The following is a 22,716-nucleotide window of genomic DNA, read 5'->3' as shown; positions in this document are numbered from 1 at the left end:
TTCTGAACCGAAGGGCTGCCGCGATGAATTATCCCGCCGACATCCGATTTTTCGAAACGCTCAAAGAGGTTTGCAGCCGGACAGAAGGTTTCGACAATGCCTGTCTTGCGGCCATCGAACGCGCTCTTGAGACCGGTGATCCACTGGATCTGCACGCGGCGCTGCGGGCTCTGGACGAACTGAATGATCCGCAAAAAGAAGAGATTATGCGGCAGGCCCACTTGCGCATGGCTATGGATATTTCCGCAATCTGGGATGAGTTGCGCGGCCCGCGCGCTCAGCAGAGACCGAACTAGCCGACTACGGCAAGCAGCGCGCAGGCATGTCTGTGCTGTGTCGAGCAACGGCTTCACCTCCCCAAGAGCCTCCGTTCATTTGAGTGTCATTCAGGCTATTGAAGACACACCGTCGTGCAATGAAATTCGCCGGAAAAATTGAGTTTCTTGGCAAAACAGCGGCCGGATCTGGAATTGTGTAAAGTTGATTTACGATCGTAAATAGGCAGACGTAACACTCTGTTCCAACGGTGTTTTCGCTGCGCTGCAGAATTCGTGCCAAAAGTATTCAACATTCGAATCACTAGGCTTGATTCCCGCCTGTGATTCGCGCTGTGGTAACCATCATTCACAATTAAACCGAACAGGCAGATGGACCACTTTCCCAAAATTCTGGACCACAAGGACTTTCGGCTGCGGCCACTAGAGGAAGGTGATCTACCCGAGATCACTCGCCAGCTTGGGGACTGCCGCATTGCCCCTTGGCTCGCCGCTGCGGCCCAACCCTTCGGTCGTGCCGAGGCCGAGGCGCTCCTAGCCCACAGCCGCCATCCGGGCGAGCATCTGCGGGTGATGGTGCGGGAGGGCTCATTGGCCGGCTGTCTCTGCCTTGGTGCCGCACTATGGTATTGGCTGGAGCCCAGCTATTGGGGCCGCGGACTAATGCACCGGGCCCTGAAAACCACCATCACCGCCCGTTTTTCCGGGCCTGCTCCCCCGCTCGTGGCCACCTGCCACGTGGACAACACCACCTCACGCGCCCTGCTGGCACGGCTCGGCTTCGCGCCCAGCCCCACACCCCGGCGCATGTTCTTTCAAAGTTCCCAGCGGGCAGAACCCTGCCAGGACTACCTGATGGCACCCGAGCAATGGCACCTGCTCCACCCGCCGCGGATCGTGCTCGGGCGCTCCACCTTGCGCCCGGCGGTACAGAGAGACGCTGCAACGCTTGCCCGGATGCTACCCTGCGCCGAAACCGGACCATGGCCCGGCGCCGAGGCGCTGCCCGCTTTTATCGAAAACCACCGTTTCCGCGGACAGGCGCGCGGGCTTTTCGTACTCGAAGACAGCAATCGCCGCAGCATTGGGATGGCGCTTCTCTTGAGGAATGGCCCTGTCTTGCGCTTTCTCTCCGAAGAGGACGACACCCGTCACCGCGGCAGCGTCGAAACGGCACTGGCTCGCGGGCTATTTCCGGCCGTTCAGTCGCAAACGTGAGGATCGATAGTGTTGCAAAACAGGCCAGGCCGCCACGCGGAGCGCTACTCCGCCAGCTCGAAGGCGCATGAACAGCAAGGCCGGCCCAGGTTTTGCGCATGGCCGGATCTCAGCCGCGCGTGCCATCGTCACGATCCTGTTGATTGCATGGCCCATTCCCTAAGCCGTGGGCCGGAGCCGCTCTGAACGGACGTGATGTGTTGGAACGTTGCCAATGGCTCAGTGAGCAAGTTCATGAAGAATATCAAGGAAGGTCTTGGCAGGCTGAGACAGAATCTGGGACGCGGGCAGAACCAGTTTCAATTCACAGGGAATGCTCGGGCTGAAGGGGCGAATTTCTATGTCCAGGTCCGAATAGGCTTCTGCGGTCAGGATATCCATGATCGAGACGCCCATGCCATTGGCGACCAGGCTACAGATCGGGCCGGTATAGGTGGAGTCCAGGATGACGTTGGGCGTGATGGCCGCGTCTTTGAACGCCTGCAGCAAACGCTTGCGCATCAGGCTGCTCTCAGAGATCAGAAGCAACGGAACATCCACGAGATCGTTAGGAGTGACGGATTCAAGCGCCCTCAAAGGGTGGTTCCTGGGAAGGACGCAAACGAGGTTCGTTTCCGGCATTTCCTGTATGACCACGCCGTGCACGTCCAGCGGCAGAAGGGCCAGGCCGATATCGCTTCTGCCTTTTTCGATGTTCTCCACGACCTCGGGAGAAGTGCCGCTGAACAGATTGATCGTCACATCCGGGCAGCGAGCGTGAAAGCTCTTGATGACTTTCGGCAGCAGGAAGTAAGAGTGTCCCACGGTTGAAGCGACCCGCAGCCGCTTTCTGCGGTATTTTCCGAGGTTTGTCGCGAATTTGACCAACTGCTCAAGTTCGCCATAGCAGCGCTCGACTTCCACATGCAACGCGATGGCGTCTTTGGTGGGCTCGATACGTCCGGCATGACGGACGAAAAGTTGCAAGCCGAACTCATTTTCGAGATCGCGGATGAGGCGGCTGATGGCCGGTTGCGTGACCCCAAGAACCTCACCGGCTTGAGTCATGTTTCCGGTTTCGATCACTGTCCGAAAAGCTTCGATCTGGCGTAGGTTGAACCTTAGCATAACTGATACCCCCCCATCAGGTTTTATTATAATCTGATGCTAAATAGGAATTTGCTTTATGACTAGCTCCAAGCGAAAATCCTATCAACACTGATCAGCCAGCCAAGCGCTTGGGGGTCATGACAGCACAGTCGATTAAGTCGCAGGGAGGCGATTATCGATGAGACAACGTGCTGATGCGTGTCAAGGAGGAGACAACTCATGAAATCGATTAAACTCGCCTTAACGGCCGGTCTTTTGGCCACGACCGCGTTGCCGGTATCAGCCGGCAAGGCCGACGATACGCTGAACTGGGCGACGGCCAAGGAAGTTGCCGTTGTCGATCCCTATTTCAGCGTGACCCGCGAACTCGTGATCATGGGTCATATGGGATGGGATGGTCTTGTCCTTTTCAACAACGAGACCGGCGAGTTCGACCCGCTTCTGGCCACCAGTTGGAATTGGATTAGCAACACAGTGGTCGAGTTCGATCTGCGTGAAGATGTCGTGTTCCATGACGGCAGCACTTTTGACGCGGATGACGTCGTCTATACCATCAATTTCCTTGCTGACGAGGCCAACGGCGTGCCCGCCCAATCCGTCGTCAACTGGATGAAAGGCGCCACGAAGCTCGACCAATACAAAGTGCGCCTGGAACTGGTTCAGCCTTTTCCGAACGCCTTTGCCTATCTGGCAAATGAAATCATGATAATGCCCGAGGGCTATTACGAAAGTTCCTCCATCGGTGCTGCCGGAACGCGGGACCTTTCGACTGTTTCGCCGATCGGAACCGGCCCTTACAAAGTAAGCGACGTCCGAACGGGCAAATTTGTCAACTGGGCAAAGAACGAGACCTACTTCGCAGATGGGCCGAAAGGCACGCCTCAAATCGGCAATATCAATTTCCGCACGATCGGCGAGTCCAATACCCAGTTGGCCGAACTGATGACTGGCGGTCTGGATTGGGCCTGGGACGTTCCGAAAGAGCAGGCTCTGCGCCTTGAGGAGAGCGGCCGGGTACAGGTCGTTAACGAAAAGACGCTGCGGATTTCCTATCTCGCATTCGACGTCGATGGCAGTTCCGGGCAAGAGTTCTTCACGGATCAGAAGGTACGTGCAGCCGTGGCTCATGCAATCAACCGCGAAGCGATCGCGAAGGAACTGGTCGGACCGGCGTCCGTCGCCATCAATTCGGCATGCCATCCGGCGCAATTCGGCTGCACGGATGACGTGCCTCATTATGACTACGATCCTGAAAAGGCTAAGGTGCTATTGGCTGAAGCCGGATACCCGGACGGTTTCGAGTTCGACCTGTATGGCTATCGTGAACGTGAGTTCACCGAAGCAGTTATCGGCGATCTGGCAGCTGTCGGCATTCAGGCGAAACTCAATTGGCTGCAATACAGCTCGCTGCTCGAAGCGGTCCAGAAAGGCGAAACACCGGTCAATCACATGACATGGGGGTCAAGCTCGATTGCGGATGTCGCTGCAATCACCAGCCACTTCTTCTCTGGCAGTGCCGACGATCCAGCCAAGGACCCGCGGACTGCCAAGGCCTTGCAGCGTGGCGACACCTCTCTTGATCCGAAAGTTCGCAAAGAGGCTTATGCGGAAGCGCTCAATATCATTGCAGAAGAAGTGTACTGGCTGCCGATGTTCACTTACGCCAAGTACTACGTGTTCTCGAATGATCTCAACTTCACGCCGACCGCGGATGAAATCCCGCGCCTCTACGAGGCAAGCTGGAAGTAATGTTGCCGGCCTAACGGCACGCAGTCTTTCGCGGTCATCCCGTGTCTGCGAAAGACCCCGGCTTTCACGGCTACTCGAATTCCGGGTATCCGCCTAGGGTAACAACACTGTCCTTTGAACTCCCAATAGCTATCGAGGTTGACCGGTGCTTGCATTTTTACTGAAGCGACTATCGACAGCCGTGCTCGTTGCGCTGACGGTATCGTCACTCACCTTCTCGCTCAATTTCCTGTCCGGCGATCCTGCCATTGCCCTTGCGGGTGAAAGCGCCACCGAAGCGGATCTGCAAACTATTCGCGAGACCTATGGTTACGACAAACCGATCCCCGTTCAGTATTTCAACTGGCTGACAAGTGCAGTGCAGGGAGATTTGGGCCAATCGCACTATCTCAATCAGCCAGTCGCGGACGAAATTTTCCAGCGTCTGCCAACGACGATGACGCTTGGCTTGAGCGCTTTGATTTTTGCCCTGGTCCTGTCCATTCCCTTGGGCGTCTTGGCGGCCATCCGCCCCAACAGCCTGCTTGATCGATTTGCGTTGACTGTTGCCGTGGTCGGTCAGGCGATGCCGAGTTTTTGGTTCGCGCTGACAATGATGCTCTGGTTTGCAATCAATTGGCGTATTCTTCCGGTGTCAGGCAGCGATACCTGGCAGCATTTCGTGATGCCTTCGATTGCTCTGGGGTATTACATCACACCCGGTGTCATGCGGCTGACGCGTGCCGGGATGCTTGAAGTGTTGCGCTCGGACTACATTCGCACCGCACGTGCCAAGGGCGTCAGCAAGTTTGCACTTCTGTTCAAGCATGCCTTGCGCAACGCGATCATTCCGGTGGTGTCTCTGGCGGCGGTTCAGTTCGGCTTCATGCTGGGTGGCTCCATCGTAATCGAGACGATCTTTGCCATCAACGGACTTGGCTTCCTGGCCTGGGAATCGATCCAGCGGGCGGACCTGCCGATGATGCAGGCGATCGTACTGGTACTCAGCTTTTTCTACATCGCACTAACTTTTCTTGCCGACGTGTTGAATGCCTGGCTGGACCCTCGGATTAGGATCGGATGATATGAGCACGCTGGAAAACGACGTAACTAAAACGACTGCCGAAGCGCCAGTTCTTTCCCCGGGAAAGATGATGCTTCAGAACGCAAAATTACATCGCGGCTTGATGTTCGGCGGCCTTGTCATTCTCGTAATCGTGCTTGTGGCCCTGTTTGCACCGCTGCTTGCGCCACATGATCCCTATGCTCAGGACCTGTCTCGCAGTCTGATCCCTCCGGTCTGGTTCGACAGCTCCAAATCGACATGGCTTCACATCTTGGGCACTGATCACTTAGGCCGTGATTATCTCTCGCGTTTGATCTACGGGGCGCGGATTTCACTGCTGATCGGCTTTTCTGCAATGCTGATTTCGGGTGTGATTGGTACCGTAATGGGGATCTGTGCGGGCTATTTCGGTGGACGGGTTGATATGGTGATCAACTTCATCATCACCACGCGCCTGTCGATGCCGGTGGTTCTGGTGGCGCTGGCCGTGATCAGCATTGTCGGCTCGTCTCTGACCGTTGTGATCTGGGTCATTGGCCTGCTGATCTGGGATCGCTTTGCAGTTGTCGTACGCAGCGCTACACAACAAGTCCGCGGGTTGGATTTTGTGGCTTCGGCTCGGGCCTTGGGCAGTTCCACACCAAGCATTCTCTTCAAAGAAGTGATGCCCAATATCGCCAACCATATCATCGTGATCGCCACCCTCGAGATGGCTCATGCCATCCTGCTGGAAGCGGCACTTTCGTTTCTCGGACTCGGAGTTCAGCCGCCGACGCCCAGCTGGGGTCTGATGATCTCGGATGCAAAGGGGCTGATGTTCTTTGACGGCTGGCTGATTGCCGTACCTGGCACCGCGCTGTTCCTGCTGGTCCTGGCAATCAACCTCGTCGGCGACGGCCTGCGCGATGTCACTGCACCGGAGGATCGCAACTGATGCGGAAATGGCAAATCACTCTGGCAAGATCGGTAAGTACATGACCAATACGAACAAGCCAATCCTTTCGATACGCAACCTCACGGTGGCCCTTCCTGTCCGAGTCGAACGTGAAAACGCCGTCGAGAACCTTACCTTCGATGTCCGTCCCAAGGAAATCCTTTGCGTCGTGGGCGAATCCGGTTCCGGTAAATCGATCACCTCGCTGGCGACGATGGGTCTGCTCGCGTCAAGCCTTAAGGTTACGGGCGGGCAAATCGAATTCGATGGCCGCGATGTCCTGCAGCTGAGCGAAAACGAACATAACGATCTGCGCGGCGACCGCATGGCGATGATTTTTCAGGAACCGATGACGGCGCTCAACCCGGCCTATACCGTCGGGAACCAGATCGAAGAGGTTTTCCGCGTACACCGGTCCTATGACGCTGCCGAGCGGCGAAAGCGCACGCTCAAGTTGCTCGAAGAGGTGCGGCTGCCTGACCCAGAGCGGCTGTTCAATTCCTATCCGCACCAGCTTTCCGGCGGTCAACGGCAGCGGATCATGATCGCGATGGCCCTGGCCCTCGATCCCAAATTGCTAATCGCCGACGAGCCGACGACCGCGCTGGATGTCACGACCCAAAAGCAGATCCTGCACCTGCTCAAGCAACTCAACGCCAAACACGACGCTGGCATCATGTTCATCACTCATGATTTCGGAGTGGTCGCCGAAATTGCCGACCGCGTTGTCGTGATGCGTCAGGGGCAGATCGTGGAACAGGGCTCAGCCGAAGAAGTGCTGAACCACCCGCAACATCCTTATACCCGCGCGTTGATAGATGCGGTCCCGCGTCGCGCCGAAGAGCGCGAAGAAAAGGTTTCGGAAAACCCGGTCGTCATCGACGTCCAGGGACTCAAAAAGACCTTCCATACCGCTGGAAACATGTTCAAGAAAAGCCGTACGGTGGCTGCCGTAAGCGATATATCGTTTCAGGTCCGGCGCGGCGAAACCCTTGGCATCGTTGGCGAGTCCGGGTCTGGCAAGACCACGCTTGTGCGCTGCCTGATGCGGCTGATTGACCCCGACAGCGGCGCGATCAACATTTCTGGTGTAGATTTTGCCAGCCAGACGTCGGCCCAACTGCGTCAGCACCGCAAGGACATCCAGATTGTCTTTCAGGATCCGTACGGCTCGCTCAATCCGCGCCGCACCATTGGCAGCCAGCTGATCCAAGGCGCGATCAATTTCGGGGTGCCGCGCGCCGAAGCATGGCGCAGGGTCTACGAACTTCTTGAGATCGTACAGATGCCCAAGTATTCCGTACACCGCTATCCCAGCCAGTTTTCTGGTGGCCAGCGCCAGAGGCTTTGCATCGCCCGGGCGCTTGTGGTCAATCCCAAGGTACTGATCGCCGATGAGGCGGTGTCGGCGCTCGACGTGTCGATTCAACGCGAAGTACTCAAGCTGATCAACGACATCCGCGACCGGCTTGGCCTGACAGTGATCTTCATCACCCATGACCTGCGGGTTGCAGCGCAGATCTGCGACGAGGTCCTGGTGATGAAACACGGTGAAGTGGTCGAGCGTGGCGGCGTCGGACGGATATTTACCGCGCCGCAGCACGAATACACCAAGGCCTTGATTGCCGCGCAGCCGGGCCAGGGATGGGAAATTCCGGACATGGTCGAATTCGCGCCGCAGGATTTTTCCGCCGGACGAAAGGCGGTTGAATTATGACCGACGCGTCCTACGATTTCATCATTGTCGGCGCGGGCTCGACCGGATGCGTGCTGGCCAATCGCCTGTCTGCAAAGCCGGGCTTGCGGGTCCTTCTGTTGGAAGCCGGGCCACGAGATCTGAACCCATGGATCCATATTCCCATCGGATATTACCGCACGATGGACGACACGCGCATCAATTGGCAGTACCAAACCGAAGACGTGCCACAATCAGCCGGTCGCCGCTTTGACTGGCCGCGCGGCAAGGTGCTGGGCGGGTGCAGTTCGATCAACGGGTTGGTCTATGCACGTGGACAGGCGGCGGATTTCGATCACTGGGGTCAGCTCGGCAATCCCGGCTGGAGCTTTGCCGATGTACTGCCCTATTTCCGCCGTGCTGAGGGCGCTTCGATCAACGACATCGACGAGGAATTCCACGGTCGCGACGGGCCACTTGGCGTCAGCCGTGCCAGTCCAAATCCACTTTGTGACGCCTATATCGCTGCAGCGGCGGAGGCCGGGATTCCGACCAACCCCGATTATAACGGCCGCGAGCAGGAGGGCGCCGGGTATTTTCAAGTCACCACCCGCAACGGTTGGCGCAGCAGCGCGGCGACGGCCTATCTGAAGCCCGCGCGCAAGCGGCCCAACCTGCATGTGCAGACCGACACCATGGTGCGGCGGCTCATGGTCGACGGCACGCGTGTCATCGGTGTCGAAGTCGAAAAGGGCGGCGCAGTCGAGATCCTGCGTGCCGGGCGCGAGGTATTGCTGGCGGCCGGGGCGATCAATTCACCGCAGATTCTCCAAATTTCGGGCATCGGCAATGCCAACATGCTGCGCGCACACGGTGTCGAGGTGGTGCACGATCTGCCGGAGGTCGGCGAAAACCTACAGGATCACTACACCTGCCGCAGCACCTATCGGTGCGCGCAGCCTGTCACTGTTAACGACGAAGTGCGCAGTTGGCCGCGCAAAGTGGGTGTTGCATTGCAATGGCTCAGGGATCGAAGCGGACCAATGTCGTTGAGCGCGGGGCAGGTCGGGGTCTTCGCCAAGACACGGCCCGAATGCGCTACGCCGGACGTACAGTTTCATTTTCTGCGGTATACTGCCCAGAAACGGGGTCGCACGCTCGATCCGTTTTCTGGTTTTACCGTCACCATGTGCCAGCTGCGCCCCGAAAGCCGAGGTTATGTGCGGATCACCTCATCCGATCACCGGGTGAAACCATCGATCCAGCCGAACTATCTCGACACGCCCACCGACCGCGAAACGATGATTGCGGGCATGAAACTGGTGCGCAAGGTGGCCGCCCAGCCCGCGCTGTCCGACTATATCAGCGACGAAATGATGCCCGGTGCCGAAGTAGCCGACGATGAGGCGCTGCTTGCCTATGTGCGCGCCAATGGCTCGTCGATTTTTCACCCCAGCTCCACCTGCCGCATGGGGACGGATGACGGTGCTGTGGTTGATCCCCGGCTCAGGCTGTGCGGCCTTACCGGGCTGCGGGTGGCCGACGCCTCTATCATGCCGACGCTGGTTTCCGCCAACACAAACGCGGCCTGTATCATGATCGGTGAAAAGGCAGCGGACATGATCCTCGAAGACATCACCTGACATGACCCAGTTCACAATCAAGAAGCGAACAACCAGATGAAGATCAAGGATATCAAGACCTTCGTGGTCGGAAACAAATCGATCCACCGGGGCGGGCCTTATTGGGTCTTCGTCAAGGTGACGACCGAATGCGGCATCGTCGGCTATGGCGAAATTTACGGCGTGGTTTTCCACCCTAGGGCGCTGACCGCGATGATCGACGACATGTTCGAGCGTCATTTTGTTGGATCGGATCCGTTCAAGATCGAACGGCACTTCCGCCTTGTCTATTCCGCCGGCTTCTCGCAGCGCCCCGATCCTACCGTGATGGGCATCTTCAGCGGCATCGAGATGGCGCTGTGGGACATTATCGGCAAGGCGCTCGACAAACCGGTTTACGAATTGCTCGGTGGGAAGGTGCACGAACGCCTGCGCAGCTACACTTATCTGAATGCCCCGCCAGATGCTGTTTCGAACAAGAAGGTCTATGACGATCCGGATGCAGCGGCAGAGCGGGCGCTGGAATACGTCGCGCAAGGCTTTACCGCGCTGAAATTCGACCCGGCGCGGCCATACACTGCGTTCGATCCTCGGCAGCTTTCGATGGAAACGTTGGACTTTGCTGACCGCTATACCGCGCGCGTCCGCGAAGCGGTGGGCACGACCTGTGATATCCTGATCGGCACGCATGGCGAGATGTCTCCGTCAGGGGCGCTGCGGCTTGCACGGCGGCTCGAGCCGCACGATCCGCTCTGGTTCGAAGAGCCGACGCCGCCCGACAATATCGAGGGCATGGCGCGGGTTGCAGCCGGCACTCGGATTCCGGTGGCGACCGGTGAACGGCTGACCACCAAGTACGAATTTGCCGACCTCTTACGTCAGGATGCCGCCTCAATCCTTCAGATGAACCTTGGTCGTGTTGGCGGGATACTGGAGGCAAAGAAGATCGCGTCGATGGGGGAGGCCTTTCACGCGCAGATCGCACCACACCTGTTCTGCGGACCGATTGTCGGCGCAGCCAATATCCAGGTTTCGGCCTGTAGCCCGAACTTCCTCATCATGGAGGGGATCGAGCAATGGGGTGGCTTTCATGCCGAGATTCTCAAATCCCCGATCCGCTGGGAAGAGGGCTATATCATCCCGCCGACCGCGCCAGGGCTCGGCGTCGAACTCGACGAAGAAGTGGCCGAGGCCAATCCCTATACCGGCGACCGACTGCAACTGCGGATGCAGGACACGCCCGCATGGCCCATACCAACGGAGACAAGACCATGAAGAACCCATTTTCACTAGATGGCAAAGTCGCCATCGTGACCGGCGGCAGCAAGGGGATCGGCCTGTCCATCGCCCATCATCTCGCCGCGATGGGCGCCAAGGTCGCCATTGCCAGCCGCAAGCTGGACGCCTGCGAATTAGCAGCCGAGGAAATCCGCGCCTCTGGAGGCGAGGCCATCGCTGTCGCCTGCAACATCTCGCGCCGAGACGAATGCGAGGCACTGGTAGCGAAAACCCATGAAACATGGGGCCGGATCGATATCTTCGTCGCCAACGCGGCAGTTAACCCGGTCTACGGACCGCTGGCTGATCTGACCGACGAGGCCTTCGACAAGGTGATGACCTCGAACGTGCACAGCGCGATTTGGTTCGCCAACGCGGCCATGCCGCACATGGCCGAGGCCGGGGGTGGCGCCTTTATCATCGTCTCCTCGATCGGGGGCTTGCGCGGCTCGGCCACGCTGGGGGCCTATGGCATCTCCAAGACTGCCGATGTGGGTGTGACCCGCTCGCTGGCGGTGGAATGGGGGCCTAAGAATATCACCGTCAACTGCATCATGCCGGGACTGGTGAAGACCGATTTCGCCCGCGCCCTGTGGGAAAACGACAGCCTGCGTGACGACCGCATCGCGCGCACCCCTGTCCGGAGGCTCGGTGAGCCCGAGGACATCGGCGGGGTCGCTACTTTCCTGGCCGGCCCGTCGGCCAGATTCATCACCGGGGAGGTTATCGTCGTCGACGGCGGTACCACCATCGTCGGCCCGTAAGGCCCGCGCTGACCTGAAAAGAAGAACTTCGCCGCGGGAGGTGGCGCAACGGCCCTTGTGTGGCCGGTGGTCTCCTGCGGCCTGACATAGGCCAAGAGCCGGAAAAAAGTGGAGTAAAATCAATGGATTTCGATCTGAGCCCCAAGGTGCAGGACCTCAGCGACCGGCTGAACGCCTTCATGGACGAGCACATCTATCCCAACCAGGACCTCTACGCCCGGCAGTTGCAGGACATGGGCTATGGCGTCGAGCACTGGGAAAACTGGGGTGGGGTGCCGATCATCGAAGAACTCAAGCCCAAGGCGCGCGAGGCCGGGCTCTGGAACCTGTTCCTGCCCGACAGCGGCAAGGGCGGCGGGCTGACCAACCTCGAATATGCGCCGCTGTGCGAGATCATGGGCCGCGCGCCTTGGTCGGCCGAGGTCTTCAACTGTTCCGCTCCCGATACCGGCAACATGGAAACGCTTGAGCGCTTCGGCACCGAAGAGCAGAAGAAGCAATGGATGGAGCCGCTGCTGGCCGGTGAAATCCGCTCGTGCTTTTCCATGACCGAGCCCGACGTCGCCTCCTCGGATGCGCGCAACATCAGCCTGACCATCACCCGGGACGGCGACGAATATGTCATCAACGGCCGCAAGTGGTGGACCTCCGGGTCGGGCGACAGCCGCTGCAAGCTGTTCATCGTCATGGGCAAGACCGACCCCGATGGCGAGGACCCCTACCGTCAGCAGAGCATGATCCTTGTCCCCCGCGACACGCCCGGGCTGACGATCAAGCGCATGATCCCCGTCTTCGGCTTCTCGGACGCGCCGCATGGGCATGGCGAGATCATCTATGACAACGTGCGGGTTCCGGTCTCCAGCATCCTTCTGGGCGAAGGCCGCGGCTTCGAGATCGCCCAGGGGCGGCTTGGACCGGGGCGCATCCATCACTGCATGCGCATGATCGGCCAGGCCGAGGTGGCGCTGGAGAAGATGTGCAAACGCGCGCTGACCCGTAGTCCCTTCGGAAAGCCCCTGTCCGACCAGGGCGTCACCCGCGAGCGGATTGCCCAGTCGCGCATCCTGATCGATCAGGCGCGGCTGCTGACGCTGAAGGCCGCCGACCGAATGGACAAAGTCGGCAACAAGGAAGCCCGCAAGGAGATCGGCATGATCAAGGTGGTGGCGCCGAACATGGCCGCCCAGGTCATCGACTGGGCGATCCAGGCGCACGGCGCCGCCGGCGTCTCCAACGATTTCGGCCTGTCCTACGCCTATGCAAGGGCGCGTGCCATCCGGCTCGCTGACGGTCCGGACGAAGTGCACCAGAACCAGATCGCGCGGCTCGAACTGCGCAAATACCAGACCGAGGAGCGCTGATATGTCTGCACCCGAAACCATCGGATTCATCGGCTTGGGCCAGATGGGTGAGCCCATGGCCGCCTTCATCGCCAAGGGCGAGACGCCGCTGATCTGCTATGACCGCGTACCGGGCCGCGCACCCGAAGGTGCCACCGAGGCCGGCGACCTGGCCGAGGTCATCGACCGCTCTGACACAATTTTCCTGTCGCTGCCCGACGGCAAGATCGTCAACGCGGTCACCGCCGAGATTGCCGCGATGGACAATGTCTCTGGCAAGGTCGTTATCGACATGTCCACCATCGGCCCGGCCGCCGCGAAAGAGGCCGCCGCCACCATCCAGGGCGCGGGAATGACCTTTGTCGATGCGCCGGTCAGCGGTGGACGCCAGGGCGCGCTGAAGGCCGCGATCACCATCATCTGGTCCGGCCCCAAGTCACAGATGGAACGGCACCAGCCGATCCTTGATCTGTTCAGCAAGAACACCTTCCATGTTGGCGAAACGCCGGGGCAGGGGCAGGCGGTGAAACTTCTCAACAACTTCTTGTCCGCCACCGCCATGGCGGCGTCTTCCGAGGCGGTGCTCTTCGGTCTGGCGCATGGCGTTGAGATGAAGACCATCATTGACGTGGTGAAGGTCTCGACCGGCAACAACACGGCCATCGAGGATAAATTCCCCAATCGCATCCTGACGGGCACATATGACGCAGGCTTCTTCGCGGAACTGCTTAACAAGGACGTTCGCCTTTACAACGAGTTCGTCCAAGAGGCCGGAACCTCAAACCTGTTGGGCGAACGTGTGGCGGAGGTCTGGAACCTTGTCGAAGACAGCCTGCCGCCGCAATCGGACTTCACCCGGGTTTTCGAGGTCCTTGAAAAGAGGAAACGATCATGAGTTTCGAAATGCCGTATGAAGGGCTGAAGGTCGTCGATCTTTCGCAGGGGCTTGCCGGTCCCTATTGCGGGATGCTGATGGCCCAGCAGGGCGCGGATGTGATCAAGATCGAGCCGCAGGGCGGCGACTGGGCGCGCCTGATCGGCGGCGTCTACGGCGATCACACTGCCTATTCCATCGTCGCCAACTGCGGCAAGCGGGCGCTGGCGATGAACCTTAAGAGCGCGCCGAGCCGCGAGATCGTCGACAAGCTGATCGCCGAGGCCGATGTCTTCATCGAGGGCTACCGGCCCGGGGTGGCAGAACGGCTGGGTTATGGCTACGAGCGGCTGCGGGCATTTAATCCGGGGTTGATCTACGTTTCGGTTTCCGGCTTCGGCCAGTGCGGACCAATGCGTGACCGCCCCGCGATGGACCCGATGCTGCAGGCTTTCAGCGGCTTTGTCGCCGAGAACACCGGCATGGATGGCACGCCTCATCACACCCCGGTCAGCTATTTCGACATGTCGACCGGGCTCTATGCCCAACAGGCCCTCGCGGCGGCACTCTATGCGCGGCGAGATGCAGCCGAAGGCCGCAAGATCGAGGTCAGCCTGCTGGAAGCGGCGGCGAGCATTCAGGCGGTGCGGCTGCTTAGCGGTTTTCGCACCGGGCCGCGACGCGCCTCCACCGCGCCATCGGGCACCTTCAAGACCAGCGATGGCCATATCCAAATCAACATCGTCCGCGACCGCGAGTTCGAGACTTTCTGCAATCTGCTGAAGCTTGATGACCTGTGGGCCAACGAGAAGTACCGCACCATCGCCGGACGCCTGGAGGATATCAACTTTCTCTACGACTACGTGCGCCGGATCACCGAAGGCTGGAAGGCCCAGGACCTGTCGGACCTGCTTAGCGAGGCCGGGCTGCAGAACGAGGTTGTGCAGACCTACCGTGAATTCGTGAACCATCCGCAGGCCGAGGCAGTCGGGGTTTTTTCGTGGCTGCCGCAGGCCGGTGCCAACGACCCTTGGCCGGTGCCCAACATTCCCGGGCTGCCGTCCTTTGTCCCGGGCGATGATCTCGCACAATCCCCAACCGTCGGCCAGCACACCCGCCAGATCCTCGGAGAGCTGGGCTACAGCGAGGGCCAAATTGACACGCTATACGCCGAAGGTGTGGTCGCATGACCGGCCCGCTGGCGCAGTCCCAAGGAGCAAAACACATGAACAACGATCTTTTCGAACTCGGCCTCAAACAGCGCAAGGCGGTTGTCGGCGCGGAGTATGTCGAGAAAAACCTCGCCGCCGCGGATGATTTCACACTGCCTTTTCAGGAGGCGATGACCGCGTGGTGCTGGGGTTTCGGCTGGGGCGACGAGACCATCGACCTCAAGACCCGTTCAATGTTGAATCTCGTGATGCTGGCAGCACTCGGCAAGATGCACGAATGGGAAATCCATTGTAACGGCGCGATCAACAACGGCGTCAGCAAGGACGAGATCCGTTCGATCATCCACATCGTCGGCATCTATTGTGGTGTACCGCAGTCGCTGGAGTGTTTCCGCCATGCCCGCAAGGTGCTCGAGGAGCGCGGACTGCTGGATGCGGCCGACAAGTGAGCAAGAGACAGAACAGGAGGGCGGCGAAGTGACGACACTAGACAGGCATTACATCGACGGCGTTTGGACGGCCGGTCAAAGCGGACAGGTCTTTGCGATCATGAACCCGGCCACCGAAGCGCAAATCGGCACAGTCACTCTGGGTACTGCTGCGGATGTGGATCGTGCCGTCGCCGCCGCCAAGCGTGCTTTCGAGAGCTATTCGTGCAGCTCCAAGTCCGAGCGGCTGGGCTATCTGCGCGCGCTCAAGCAAGCGCTGGAAGACCGGACAGCAGATATGGGGCAGGCGATCAGTCAGGAGATGGGCGCGCCCATTACCCTGGCCCGCAACGCGCAGGCCGGATGCGGCCCGCGTCACGCCGACGCCTTCATCGCCGCACTTGAGGCGCATGAGGAAGAATACACGCTGCCGAACGGCGACATCATCCGCAAAGAGCCGATTGGTGTCTGCGGGCTGATTACCCCGTGGAACTGGCCGATCAACCAGATCGCTCAGAAGGTGATGCCGGCGCTTGCGGCGGGGGCGACCTGCGTTCTTAAACCATCCGAACACACGCCGCTTTCGGCTGCGATCTTTGCCGAATGCGTCCACGAGGCCGGCTTGCCGGCCGGGGTGTTCAACCTGGTTTTCGGGGACGGTGCTGGCGTGGGAAGCGCGATGTCGCGGCACCCGGACGTTGCGATGATGTCCTTCACCGGATCGACCCGGGCCGGGGCCATGGTCTCGCGCGATAGCGCCGAAAGCGTCAAACGCGTTGCGCTGGAACTGGGGGGCAAGTCGGCCAATCTGGTTTTTGCCGACGCCGATCTGGAAACCTGTGTGCCCGCTTCGGTCCAGCGCTGCTTTCTCAACACCGGTCAGGGTTGCAATGCGCCGACGCGAATGCTGGTCGAGCGCAGCTGCTACGACGCGGTGCTGGACCTTGCGCGCAAGACCGCTGAGACACAGGTTGTCGATGATCCGGCCAAGGAAGGCGGGCATATCGGGCCGCTTTTTGACAAGATGCAATTCGACCGGGTTCAGTCGATGATCCAGCTTGGCATAGACGAAGGCGCGCGGCTGCTGGCCGGTGGGCCGGGGCGACCGGAAGGCCTTGAAAAAGGCTGGTTCGTCAAACCGACGATTTTTGCCGACGTGAACAACGACATGCGCATCGCCCGCGAAGAGATCTTTGGCCCGGTGCTGTCGATCATCCCCTTTGACAGCGAGGAAGACGCGGTCCGAACCGCCAATGACAGCGATTACGGTCTTGCCGCCTATCTCCAGACCGGAAGCGCCGAACGGGCGCGGCGGGTCGCGGCGCAGTTGCGCGCCGGGGTCGTGGCGATCAACGGGCAGGGGGCCGCCTATGGCTCGCCCTTTGGCGGCTTCAAGCAGTCCGGCAATGGGCGCGAAGGAGGGGCCTTTGGACTTGAGGAATATCTTGAGGTCAAGGTGATGCCATCGATCGACGCAATGGCCGAGGCCGGCCGATTTACCGCCGCTTGAGCCGAAGCGAGGAGAAGACAATGCTGGACGCCTATATTTACGATGGATTGCGCAGCCCCTTTGGTCGGCATGGCGGAGCGCTTGCCGGGATACGTCCTGATGACCTCATGGCGCAGGTCATTGAAGCGCTGATGGCGCGCAGTGATCTGCCAGCCGACCAGATCGAGGACGTTGTTCTGGGCAATGTCTGCCAGTCCGGCGAAGACAGTCGCAACCTTGCGCGGTTTTCTGCCCTGCTTGCCGGTCTGCCGGAAGCGGTGGGTGCGCAGACGGTCAACCGGCTTTGCGGCTCCAGCATGTCGGCCGCGCTTGATGTGGCACGGGCGGTAACGGTGGGCGAAGGCGATCTGTTTGTCGCGGGCGGCGTGGAAAGCATGACCCGCGCGCCGTTTGTATTGGGCAAATCCGCGACCGCATGGTCGCGGCAGGGTGAAATCCACGACGCGACTGCCGGCAAACCCTTTCCCAACCCGCAATTTCAAAACGCCTTCGGCAGCGAAACCATGCCGCAAACCGCCGATAATCTGGCAGCTGAATTCGATCTGTCCCGCGACGCCTGCGATCTGTTCGCCGCGACGAGTCAGCATCGTTTTGAAACCGCACGTATCGGCGGGTACTTTGCGGATGAGATCACTTCGATCGAAATAGCGGGCCGCAAAGGCGCTGTTACGACGGTGGCGCACGACGAGCATCCTCGCCCGGATACGACATTGGGCAAGATGGCCGGGCTGCATCCGCTTGATCCCAAAGGCGTCGTCACCGCCGCCAATGCCTCAGGCATTAACGACGGCGCGGCGGCCTTGCTGATCGGCCGCAACGGGCTTGGCCCCGCGCCGCGCGGGCGCATACTTGCCGGGGCGGTTTCAGGTGTCGCGCCACGGGTGATGGGGATCGGCCCGGCCCATGCCATTCCGAAGGCGCTAGGCCGGGCGGGTCTGACCCTTGAGCAGATGGACGTTATCGAGATCAACGAAGCCTTCGCGTCTCAGGTGCTGGCCTGCTGCGCCGCGTTGGACATCGCGCCCGATGACGCAAGGCTCAATCCGAATGGCGGCGCGATTGCCGTCGGCCATCCGCTTGGTGCATCGGGCGCGCGGCTGATCCTGACCGGGCTACGTCAACTTGAGGCCAGCGGCGGGCGCTACGGTTGCCTGTCGATGTGCATCGGTTTTGGACAGGGCATTGCGGTGATCATCGAGCGTTTGGAATGAATGGCGAAGGGGCTGTAGCTATGAAAGACGAAACCAACGAAATCGCTGGGGTCGAGATCGAGGGCGATATCGGATTGATCCGACTTGCCAAACCACCCGTCAACGCGCTTGGTCTGGCGCTGCGCACCGCCGTTTACGAGGCCTTTCAGACATTGACGCGCGATCCTGCGATCCGTGCCATCGTGCTTTATGGTGAGGGGCGCTTCTTTTCAGCCGGCGCGGATATCAAGGATTTCGGCAAGGCGGACGTAGAGCCGACCCTACCGCAGGTACTGAAGGTGTTGAACGACAGCGAGAAGCCGGTAATTGCCGCTTTGCATGGTGTGGCCTTCGGCGGCGCGCTAGAACTGGCACTGGCCACGCATCTGCGGGTCGGCGTGACCGGCCTTCGGATCGGCTTGCCTGAAGTGAAGCTTGGCTTGCTTCCGGGCGCTGGCGGGGCACAGCGCCTGCCGCGGCTCTGCGGGCTGGCCAGCGCCATTGACATTATTTGCTCAGGGCGTGACGTGCCGGCGGAAGAAGCGCAAACCCTCGGCATCCTCGACCGGTTGGCCGACGGCCCGGCGCGAGAGGCCGGGATCGCTGTGGCACGCGATGTACTTGCGGGTGGTCTTGTCTCTCGGCGGACGGATGAACGCACGGTTGCAGAAGATCCGGCGGCAGTGGAAGTCGCCCGGAACCGACTGCAATCGAAGCGACCGACGCTCACGGCACCGCTCAAGGCTTTGGAGGCGGTCTGCGCCGCGACGCTGCCAATTGATCACGGACTTGAGAAGGAACGCGCGCTTTTCATGGAACTGATGGCGGGCGACGAACGCGCCGGGCTGGTCCATGCCTTCTTTGCCGAGCGGGCAACAGGTCGGATTCCGGAAAAACCGGCCAAGCCGCGTGAGGTAAACCGGGTGGCCGTTATCGGAGGCGGCACAATGGGGGTCGGCATTGCCACATCCCTGCTGATCGGCGGATATGATGTGGACCTGATCGAAGCGCAAAGCGCGCGTGTTGCTGACGCCCGTTCCGGCATTGAGCAGAACCTCGCAGGCGCATTGAAACGTGGCAAACTGACCGAAGAGTCTCACGAGGCCGCGCTCGGCAAGTTTGGTTGCACCGAGAATTTGGATGCTGCGAAGGATGCCGATCTGGTCATTGAGGCGATATTCGAAAACATGGAGGCCAAGAGCGGGCTTTTCGCCAAGCTGGATGCGACCTGCAAGCCTGGCACGATCCTGGCGACGAATACTTCTTATCTCGACGTGAACGAAATCGCCGCGGCCACCGCCCGACCCGGAGACGTGATCGGTCTGCACTTCTTCTCGCCCGCGCACATCATGCGGCTGATCGAAGTGGTCGTCGCCGACGAGACCGCACCGGAATGCGTGGCCACTGCTTTTGCACTGGCACGCAAGCTCGGCAAAGTGCCGGTGCGCGCCGGGGTCTGCGACGGGTTCATCGGCAACCGCATCCTGACACAGTACCGCCGCGCCGCCGACTACCTGCTGCTCGACGGGGCCGATTTCGCCGGGATCGATGCCGCGTTGGAGGACTTCGGGTTCGCAATGGGCCCCTTCGCGGTCAACGACCTTGCCGGGCTGGATATCGCCAAGGCCACACGTGACCGCAAGGCCGCCACGCGCCCACCGGAAGAGCGCTATTCACGGGTGGCCGATCAGATCTGCGATCAGGGCTGGTTCGGGCGGAAAACCGGGCAGGGCTATTATATCTACGAGGCAGGCAAAGCGCCTGTCGCCAATCAGGGCGCAGAGAAGATCGTCGAGGCCGAGCGCCGGGTGCTCAACCTCAGGCCGCGCGCGTTCAGCGGCGAAGAGATCGTCGCCCGCTGCCTGACGGCAATGATCGCCGAAGCGGTGCGCGTGCTGGAAGAGGGCATCGCCCTGCGCCCAGCGGATATCGATGCCGTCGAGCTGTTTGGCTACGGCTTTCCCCGCCATCGCGGCGGGCCGATGCACCAGGCCGACCTGATCGGCCCGGCAGAACTGATCCGGCGGATCGAACTCTATGCAGTCGAAGACCCGCATTTCTGGCGGGTCCCTGAGTTACTTCGCGAGATGCAGTGCAACGGCCGCAATTTTGCGGATTTGAACGGATGAGCCGGACCTGAAACACAAAAGGAAGAAAACCATGAGTGAGAACGGCGGACCGCCCCTCATCGATGTCAGCGCGGCGCTCAGTTTCGATGAGATCGCCCTGCAGTCCTATCTATCTGACCAGTTGCCGGGCTTCTCCGGCGATTTGCGCGTGCGGCAATTCAATGCCGGTCAGAGCAACCCGACCTATCAGCTGGTCGCGGGCGGCCGGAAATATGTCCTGCGCAAGAAGCCGCCCGGAACGCTGCTGCCGTCAGCACATGCAGTGGACCGGGAATATCGGGTGATGCATGCGCTGCGCGGCACGCCCGTGCCGGTGCCCGAAATGCTGCACCTGTGTATGGATCCTTCGGTGATCGGCACCGATTTCTACGTCATGGAGATGGTCGAAGGCCGGGTGTTCCACGATCCCAGCCTGCCCGGACTAAGCCCGCCGGAACGACGCGCCTTCTACGACAGCTTTATAAAGGCGCTGGCAGAGCTTCATGCGGTGAAGCCTGACGCCGTCGGTCTGGGCGATTTTGGCCGCCCGTTGGGCTATTTGTCCCGTCAGGTGGCGCGCTGGAGCAAGCAGTATAAGGCGACAGAAACCGAAACCATCGACGCGATGGACAAGCTGATGAATTGGTTGCCCGCCAACTTGCCAGAGGACGACGAGGCGGCCATCGTGCACGGTGATTTCCGCCCTGGTAATGCCATCGTGGGTAGCAGCACCCCCGAGGTGATCGCGTTGCTTGACTGGGAGCTTTGCACCCTGGGCCACCCTTTGGCCGATCTGGGCTATGTCTGCGCCAACTACCACGCCGACAGCCTGCCTACCGGACAGTTCAAGGGGCTGGATTTCCAAGGCTTGGGTATCCCGACCGAACAAGAATTCATTGACCTCTACTGCCACTATGCGGGTCGTGAGAAGATCGACAACCACCTGTTTTTTGTGGTATTTTCATTTTTTCGCAGTGCCGCGATCATCCAGGGGGTTTTCAAGCGCGGGCTCGAGGGCAATGCTTCGTCGCAAAAAGCTCTCAAGCTTGGCCATCTGGCGCGGGTCCGGGCCGAAAACGCCTGGCGCATCGTCGAGGAAAATCTCTGACACGCGCCCCGCACGGGTGTGAACGATGCCTGAACCGCGACTCCTATTGCCTTTGAGGGTAGGGGGACTGGTCCAGTTCTTCCCGCCTCTTCTCTCTGAAGACCTCCGCGGGCGTCTTCCACCCAAGGCATTTGCGGGGCGTGTTGTTTAGACGGTCGCAAATTACTTTTTTGTCGTAATCTGAGAGCTGCCGGATATCGCCCTTCCGCGGGGGCCATCGCCGGGCCCGCCGGTTTGTGGTCTCAACCGTGCCCTTTTGCCAAGCAGAAAAGGGGTCGCAAAACCATGTCTGCGTACCGATCTGTGCTTGCAGATGCGGCCAAGAGACAAATTCGGTGCCGCGGTCGAAAGTGATGGATTTTCGGGCAGCAAGAGGCAAGTCGCTGATTGATTTCATGAACTTGCCCATGACCGGTTTGGTGCGCTTGCCCGAGCGGTCTTGTCCGCCAGTGCAATGGCGGACAGCATACGGGGTTTACGCGCCAGCATCTGCTCCAGCCAGGAACGTCTCGGAGCGCCGTTCCGGACCGCCCATCGGACCTGCGTCATCGCGCCAATGATCAGCAACCGTCGGATATTGCGCTGGCCCATCTTTGATCTTCGACCCAGAACCTGTTTGCCTCCGGTGGATTTCTGTACCGGTACTGACTTGCCACTCATTTTTCATCCAACCAAGATTTGAGTCCGGTTGGCGTTTACGCCGGTCGACGCAGTTTGAGCAATCGCCCGACGCGCGGAGCTTTCCTCTCGCGCAGCGGGCCGGGTGATTGCGGCGGTCAGTGTCCGCGCATAGTCCGCAGGTGGCAGGTCACTAATTATCAAGGATCGTCCAAGGGCTGACCGGAGCTCAATAATCTGCTGGTGTGAGCGGCTTCACCCCGATAACATCACCTTGTGCCGTGTTGGCTCTGTGAGACAGCTAACAAAGCTTACCGCACTCTGCTTCACACGTACCTTGGGCTCATGCTTTCTTTCTCGACTGGTGGGCCAAACGCTGCGCCAGAGGCAGGCCGTATTCTTCTCTAAACAGTCTTAGTATACGCAAGTTTAACACACTCAAACGAGCCGTTCGCCGTGCGAATCTTTCCATCGGCCTTCAAGACACCAGAACTCTTCCATGGCGGAATAAAAACGCCGGAAGGCGATGTGTGCTCTGGAAAGGTATTTAATATCAACTAGTTGAGAAAAACCTTCCTGAGATGTATGGAAATATTGGATTTTGGATATTGTATCACTATAAAGCTTGCAGCTGCGTTTGGGAGAAGGAAGCATGGCTGGATTTGGCGAACACTTTGTGAGCTTCGGGTGAAATGCAGAGCGCCTGTCACGTTCAAGGT

Annotated in this window: 18 protein-coding genes and 3 pseudogenes; 17 read left to right on the top strand and 4 right to left on the bottom strand. The window is 59.9% G+C overall.

Annotated features, from left to right (window positions below; translation table 11 throughout):
* The first annotated feature begins 23 nt into the window (after positions 1 to 23).
* Both AC0KW6_RS08645 and AC0KW6_RS08640 read left to right on the top strand, forming a co-directional pair.
* On the top strand, positions 24 to 296 hold the full coding sequence (locus tag AC0KW6_RS08645; protein ID WP_474034693.1) for a hypothetical protein: 273 nt from the start codon (positions 24 to 26) through the stop codon (positions 294 to 296).
* Between the two features lie 351 nt (positions 297 to 647).
* Positions 648 to 1,493: a GNAT family N-acetyltransferase gene (locus AC0KW6_RS08640; RefSeq protein WP_323781165.1), complete on the top strand. Its 846-nt coding sequence runs from the start codon at positions 648 to 650 to the stop codon at positions 1,491 to 1,493.
* A 219-nt stretch (positions 1,494 to 1,712) separates the two neighbouring features.
* Here AC0KW6_RS08640 and AC0KW6_RS08635 read toward each other — a convergent pair whose 3' ends face one another.
* The gene (locus AC0KW6_RS08635) at positions 1,713 to 2,600 is read right to left on the bottom strand and encodes a LysR substrate-binding domain-containing protein (protein ID WP_323781168.1); all 888 of its coding nucleotides are present in this window, start codon (positions 2,598 to 2,600) and stop codon (positions 1,713 to 1,715) included.
* A gap of 201 nt (positions 2,601 to 2,801) precedes the next feature.
* Between AC0KW6_RS08635 and AC0KW6_RS08630 the strand changes: the two genes are divergently transcribed.
* The 15 genes from AC0KW6_RS08630 (at position 2,802) to AC0KW6_RS08560 (ending at position 21,379) form a co-directional block, all read left to right on the top strand.
* Positions 2,802 to 4,331, top strand: a complete 1,530-nt coding sequence (locus AC0KW6_RS08630; RefSeq protein WP_474034692.1) for an ABC transporter substrate-binding protein — start codon at positions 2,802 to 2,804, stop codon at positions 4,329 to 4,331.
* Positions 4,332 to 4,476: 145 nt separating this feature from the next.
* Positions 4,477 to 5,394 carry an ABC transporter permease gene (locus tag AC0KW6_RS08625; RefSeq protein ID WP_323781170.1) on the top strand — a complete coding sequence of 306 codons (918 nt, stop codon included), beginning with the start codon at positions 4,477 to 4,479 and terminating at the stop codon, positions 5,392 to 5,394.
* 1 nt (position 5,395) lies between these two features.
* Complete coding sequence (locus AC0KW6_RS08620; protein WP_323781173.1) at positions 5,396 to 6,310, top strand: ABC transporter permease; 915 nt, start codon at positions 5,396 to 5,398, stop codon at positions 6,308 to 6,310.
* A 40-nt stretch (positions 6,311 to 6,350) separates the two neighbouring features.
* Positions 6,351 to 8,027: an ABC transporter ATP-binding protein gene (locus AC0KW6_RS08615; protein ID WP_474034691.1), complete on the top strand. Its 1,677-nt coding sequence runs from the start codon at positions 6,351 to 6,353 to the stop codon at positions 8,025 to 8,027.
* Positions 8,024 to 9,628, top strand: coding sequence for a GMC family oxidoreductase (locus AC0KW6_RS08610; RefSeq protein ID WP_474034690.1), 1,605 nt, complete (start codon positions 8,024 to 8,026; stop codon positions 9,626 to 9,628). The genes AC0KW6_RS08615 and AC0KW6_RS08610 overlap by 4 nt, the downstream gene beginning before the upstream one ends.
* Before the next feature lie 36 nt (positions 9,629 to 9,664).
* A complete protein-coding gene (locus AC0KW6_RS08605; RefSeq protein ID WP_474034689.1) occupies positions 9,665 to 10,882 on the top strand; it encodes a mandelate racemase/muconate lactonizing enzyme family protein in 1,218 nt (405 codons plus the stop codon).
* Entirely contained in the window at positions 10,852 to 11,649 is a 798-nt protein-coding gene (locus AC0KW6_RS08600; RefSeq protein ID WP_323777052.1) for an SDR family NAD(P)-dependent oxidoreductase, read from the top strand. The genes AC0KW6_RS08605 and AC0KW6_RS08600 overlap by 31 nt, the downstream gene beginning before the upstream one ends.
* 122 nt (positions 11,650 to 11,771) lie before the next feature.
* Entirely contained in the window at positions 11,772 to 13,010 is a 1,239-nt protein-coding gene (locus AC0KW6_RS08595; RefSeq protein WP_474034688.1) for an acyl-CoA dehydrogenase family protein, read from the top strand.
* Position 13,011: 1 nt separating this feature from the next.
* Positions 13,012 to 13,884, top strand: a complete 873-nt coding sequence (locus AC0KW6_RS08590) for an NAD(P)-dependent oxidoreductase (protein ID WP_474034687.1) — start codon at positions 13,012 to 13,014, stop codon at positions 13,882 to 13,884.
* Positions 13,881 to 15,053, top strand: coding sequence for a CaiB/BaiF CoA transferase family protein (locus AC0KW6_RS08585; RefSeq protein ID WP_323777047.1), 1,173 nt, complete (start codon positions 13,881 to 13,883; stop codon positions 15,051 to 15,053). Before AC0KW6_RS08590 ends, AC0KW6_RS08585 begins: the two co-directional genes overlap by 4 nt.
* A 35-nt stretch (positions 15,054 to 15,088) precedes the next feature.
* Complete coding sequence (locus tag AC0KW6_RS08580) at positions 15,089 to 15,484, top strand: carboxymuconolactone decarboxylase family protein (protein ID WP_323777045.1); 396 nt, start codon at positions 15,089 to 15,091, stop codon at positions 15,482 to 15,484.
* Positions 15,468 to 16,973, top strand: coding sequence for an aldehyde dehydrogenase family protein (locus AC0KW6_RS08575; RefSeq protein WP_474034686.1), 1,506 nt, complete (start codon positions 15,468 to 15,470; stop codon positions 16,971 to 16,973). The genes AC0KW6_RS08580 and AC0KW6_RS08575 overlap by 17 nt, the downstream gene beginning before the upstream one ends.
* 20 nt (positions 16,974 to 16,993) lie before the next feature.
* A complete protein-coding gene (locus AC0KW6_RS08570; RefSeq protein ID WP_323777041.1) occupies positions 16,994 to 18,184 on the top strand; it encodes an acetyl-CoA C-acyltransferase in 1,191 nt (396 codons plus the stop codon).
* Positions 18,185 to 18,204: 20 nt separating this feature from the next.
* A complete protein-coding gene (locus AC0KW6_RS08565; protein ID WP_474034685.1) occupies positions 18,205 to 20,292 on the top strand; it encodes a 3-hydroxyacyl-CoA dehydrogenase NAD-binding domain-containing protein in 2,088 nt (695 codons plus the stop codon).
* A gap of 31 nt (positions 20,293 to 20,323) precedes the next feature.
* Positions 20,324 to 21,379, top strand: coding sequence for a phosphotransferase family protein (locus AC0KW6_RS08560; protein ID WP_474034684.1), 1,056 nt, complete (start codon positions 20,324 to 20,326; stop codon positions 21,377 to 21,379).
* A gap of 43 nt (positions 21,380 to 21,422) precedes the next feature.
* Here AC0KW6_RS08560 and AC0KW6_RS08555 read toward each other — a convergent pair.
* The 3 pseudogenes from AC0KW6_RS08555 to AC0KW6_RS08545 all read right to left on the bottom strand — a co-directional run.
* Positions 21,423 to 21,806, bottom strand: a pseudogene (locus AC0KW6_RS08555) (IS30 family transposase); the annotation flags it as partial.
* Positions 21,773 to 22,024: pseudogene (locus AC0KW6_RS08550) on the bottom strand (transposase); the annotation flags it as partial. The pseudogenes AC0KW6_RS08555 and AC0KW6_RS08550, both read right to left, overlap by 34 nt.
* 18 nt (positions 22,025 to 22,042) lie before the next feature.
* A pseudogene (locus AC0KW6_RS08545) lies at positions 22,043 to 22,180 on the bottom strand (IS3 family transposase); the annotation flags it as partial.
* Positions 22,181 to 22,716 lie beyond the last annotated feature (536 nt).

It is taken from the genome of Leisingera sp. SA215 (assembly GCF_055902035.1).
The sequence above is the reverse complement of the archived record's forward strand: the minus strand, read 5'-3'. Positions and strand labels throughout refer to the sequence as shown.

What these genes read in the sequence shown, in the direction of transcription:
- AC0KW6_RS08645 (WP_474034693.1), top strand. Translation starts at nt 24, where the DNA reads ATGAATTATCCCGCCGACATCCGATTTTTCGAAACGCTCAAAGAGGTT.
- AC0KW6_RS08640 (WP_323781165.1), top strand. Translation starts at nt 648, where the DNA reads ATGGACCACTTTCCCAAAATTCTGGACCACAAGGACTTTCGGCTGCGG.
- AC0KW6_RS08635 (WP_323781168.1), bottom strand. Translation starts at nt 2,600, where the DNA reads ATGCTAAGGTTCAACCTACGCCAGATCGAAGCTTTTCGGACAGTGATC.
- AC0KW6_RS08630 (WP_474034692.1), top strand. Translation starts at nt 2,802, where the DNA reads ATGAAATCGATTAAACTCGCCTTAACGGCCGGTCTTTTGGCCACGACC.
- AC0KW6_RS08620 (WP_323781173.1), top strand. Translation starts at nt 5,396, where the DNA reads ATGAGCACGCTGGAAAACGACGTAACTAAAACGACTGCCGAAGCGCCA.
- AC0KW6_RS08615 (WP_474034691.1), top strand. Translation starts at nt 6,351, where the DNA reads ATGACCAATACGAACAAGCCAATCCTTTCGATACGCAACCTCACGGTG.
- AC0KW6_RS08610 (WP_474034690.1), top strand. Translation starts at nt 8,024, where the DNA reads ATGACCGACGCGTCCTACGATTTCATCATTGTCGGCGCGGGCTCGACC.
- AC0KW6_RS08605 (WP_474034689.1), top strand. Translation starts at nt 9,665, where the DNA reads ATGAAGATCAAGGATATCAAGACCTTCGTGGTCGGAAACAAATCGATC.
- AC0KW6_RS08600 (WP_323777052.1), top strand. Translation starts at nt 10,852, where the DNA reads ATGGCCCATACCAACGGAGACAAGACCATGAAGAACCCATTTTCACTA.
- AC0KW6_RS08595 (WP_474034688.1), top strand. Translation starts at nt 11,772, where the DNA reads ATGGATTTCGATCTGAGCCCCAAGGTGCAGGACCTCAGCGACCGGCTG.
- AC0KW6_RS08590 (WP_474034687.1), top strand. Translation starts at nt 13,012, where the DNA reads ATGTCTGCACCCGAAACCATCGGATTCATCGGCTTGGGCCAGATGGGT.
- AC0KW6_RS08585 (WP_323777047.1), top strand. Translation starts at nt 13,881, where the DNA reads ATGAGTTTCGAAATGCCGTATGAAGGGCTGAAGGTCGTCGATCTTTCG.
- AC0KW6_RS08580 (WP_323777045.1), top strand. Translation starts at nt 15,089, where the DNA reads ATGAACAACGATCTTTTCGAACTCGGCCTCAAACAGCGCAAGGCGGTT.
- AC0KW6_RS08575 (WP_474034686.1), top strand. Translation starts at nt 15,468, where the DNA reads ATGCGGCCGACAAGTGAGCAAGAGACAGAACAGGAGGGCGGCGAAGTG.
- AC0KW6_RS08570 (WP_323777041.1), top strand. Translation starts at nt 16,994, where the DNA reads ATGCTGGACGCCTATATTTACGATGGATTGCGCAGCCCCTTTGGTCGG.
- AC0KW6_RS08565 (WP_474034685.1), top strand. Translation starts at nt 18,205, where the DNA reads ATGAAAGACGAAACCAACGAAATCGCTGGGGTCGAGATCGAGGGCGAT.
- AC0KW6_RS08560 (WP_474034684.1), top strand. Translation starts at nt 20,324, where the DNA reads ATGAGTGAGAACGGCGGACCGCCCCTCATCGATGTCAGCGCGGCGCTC.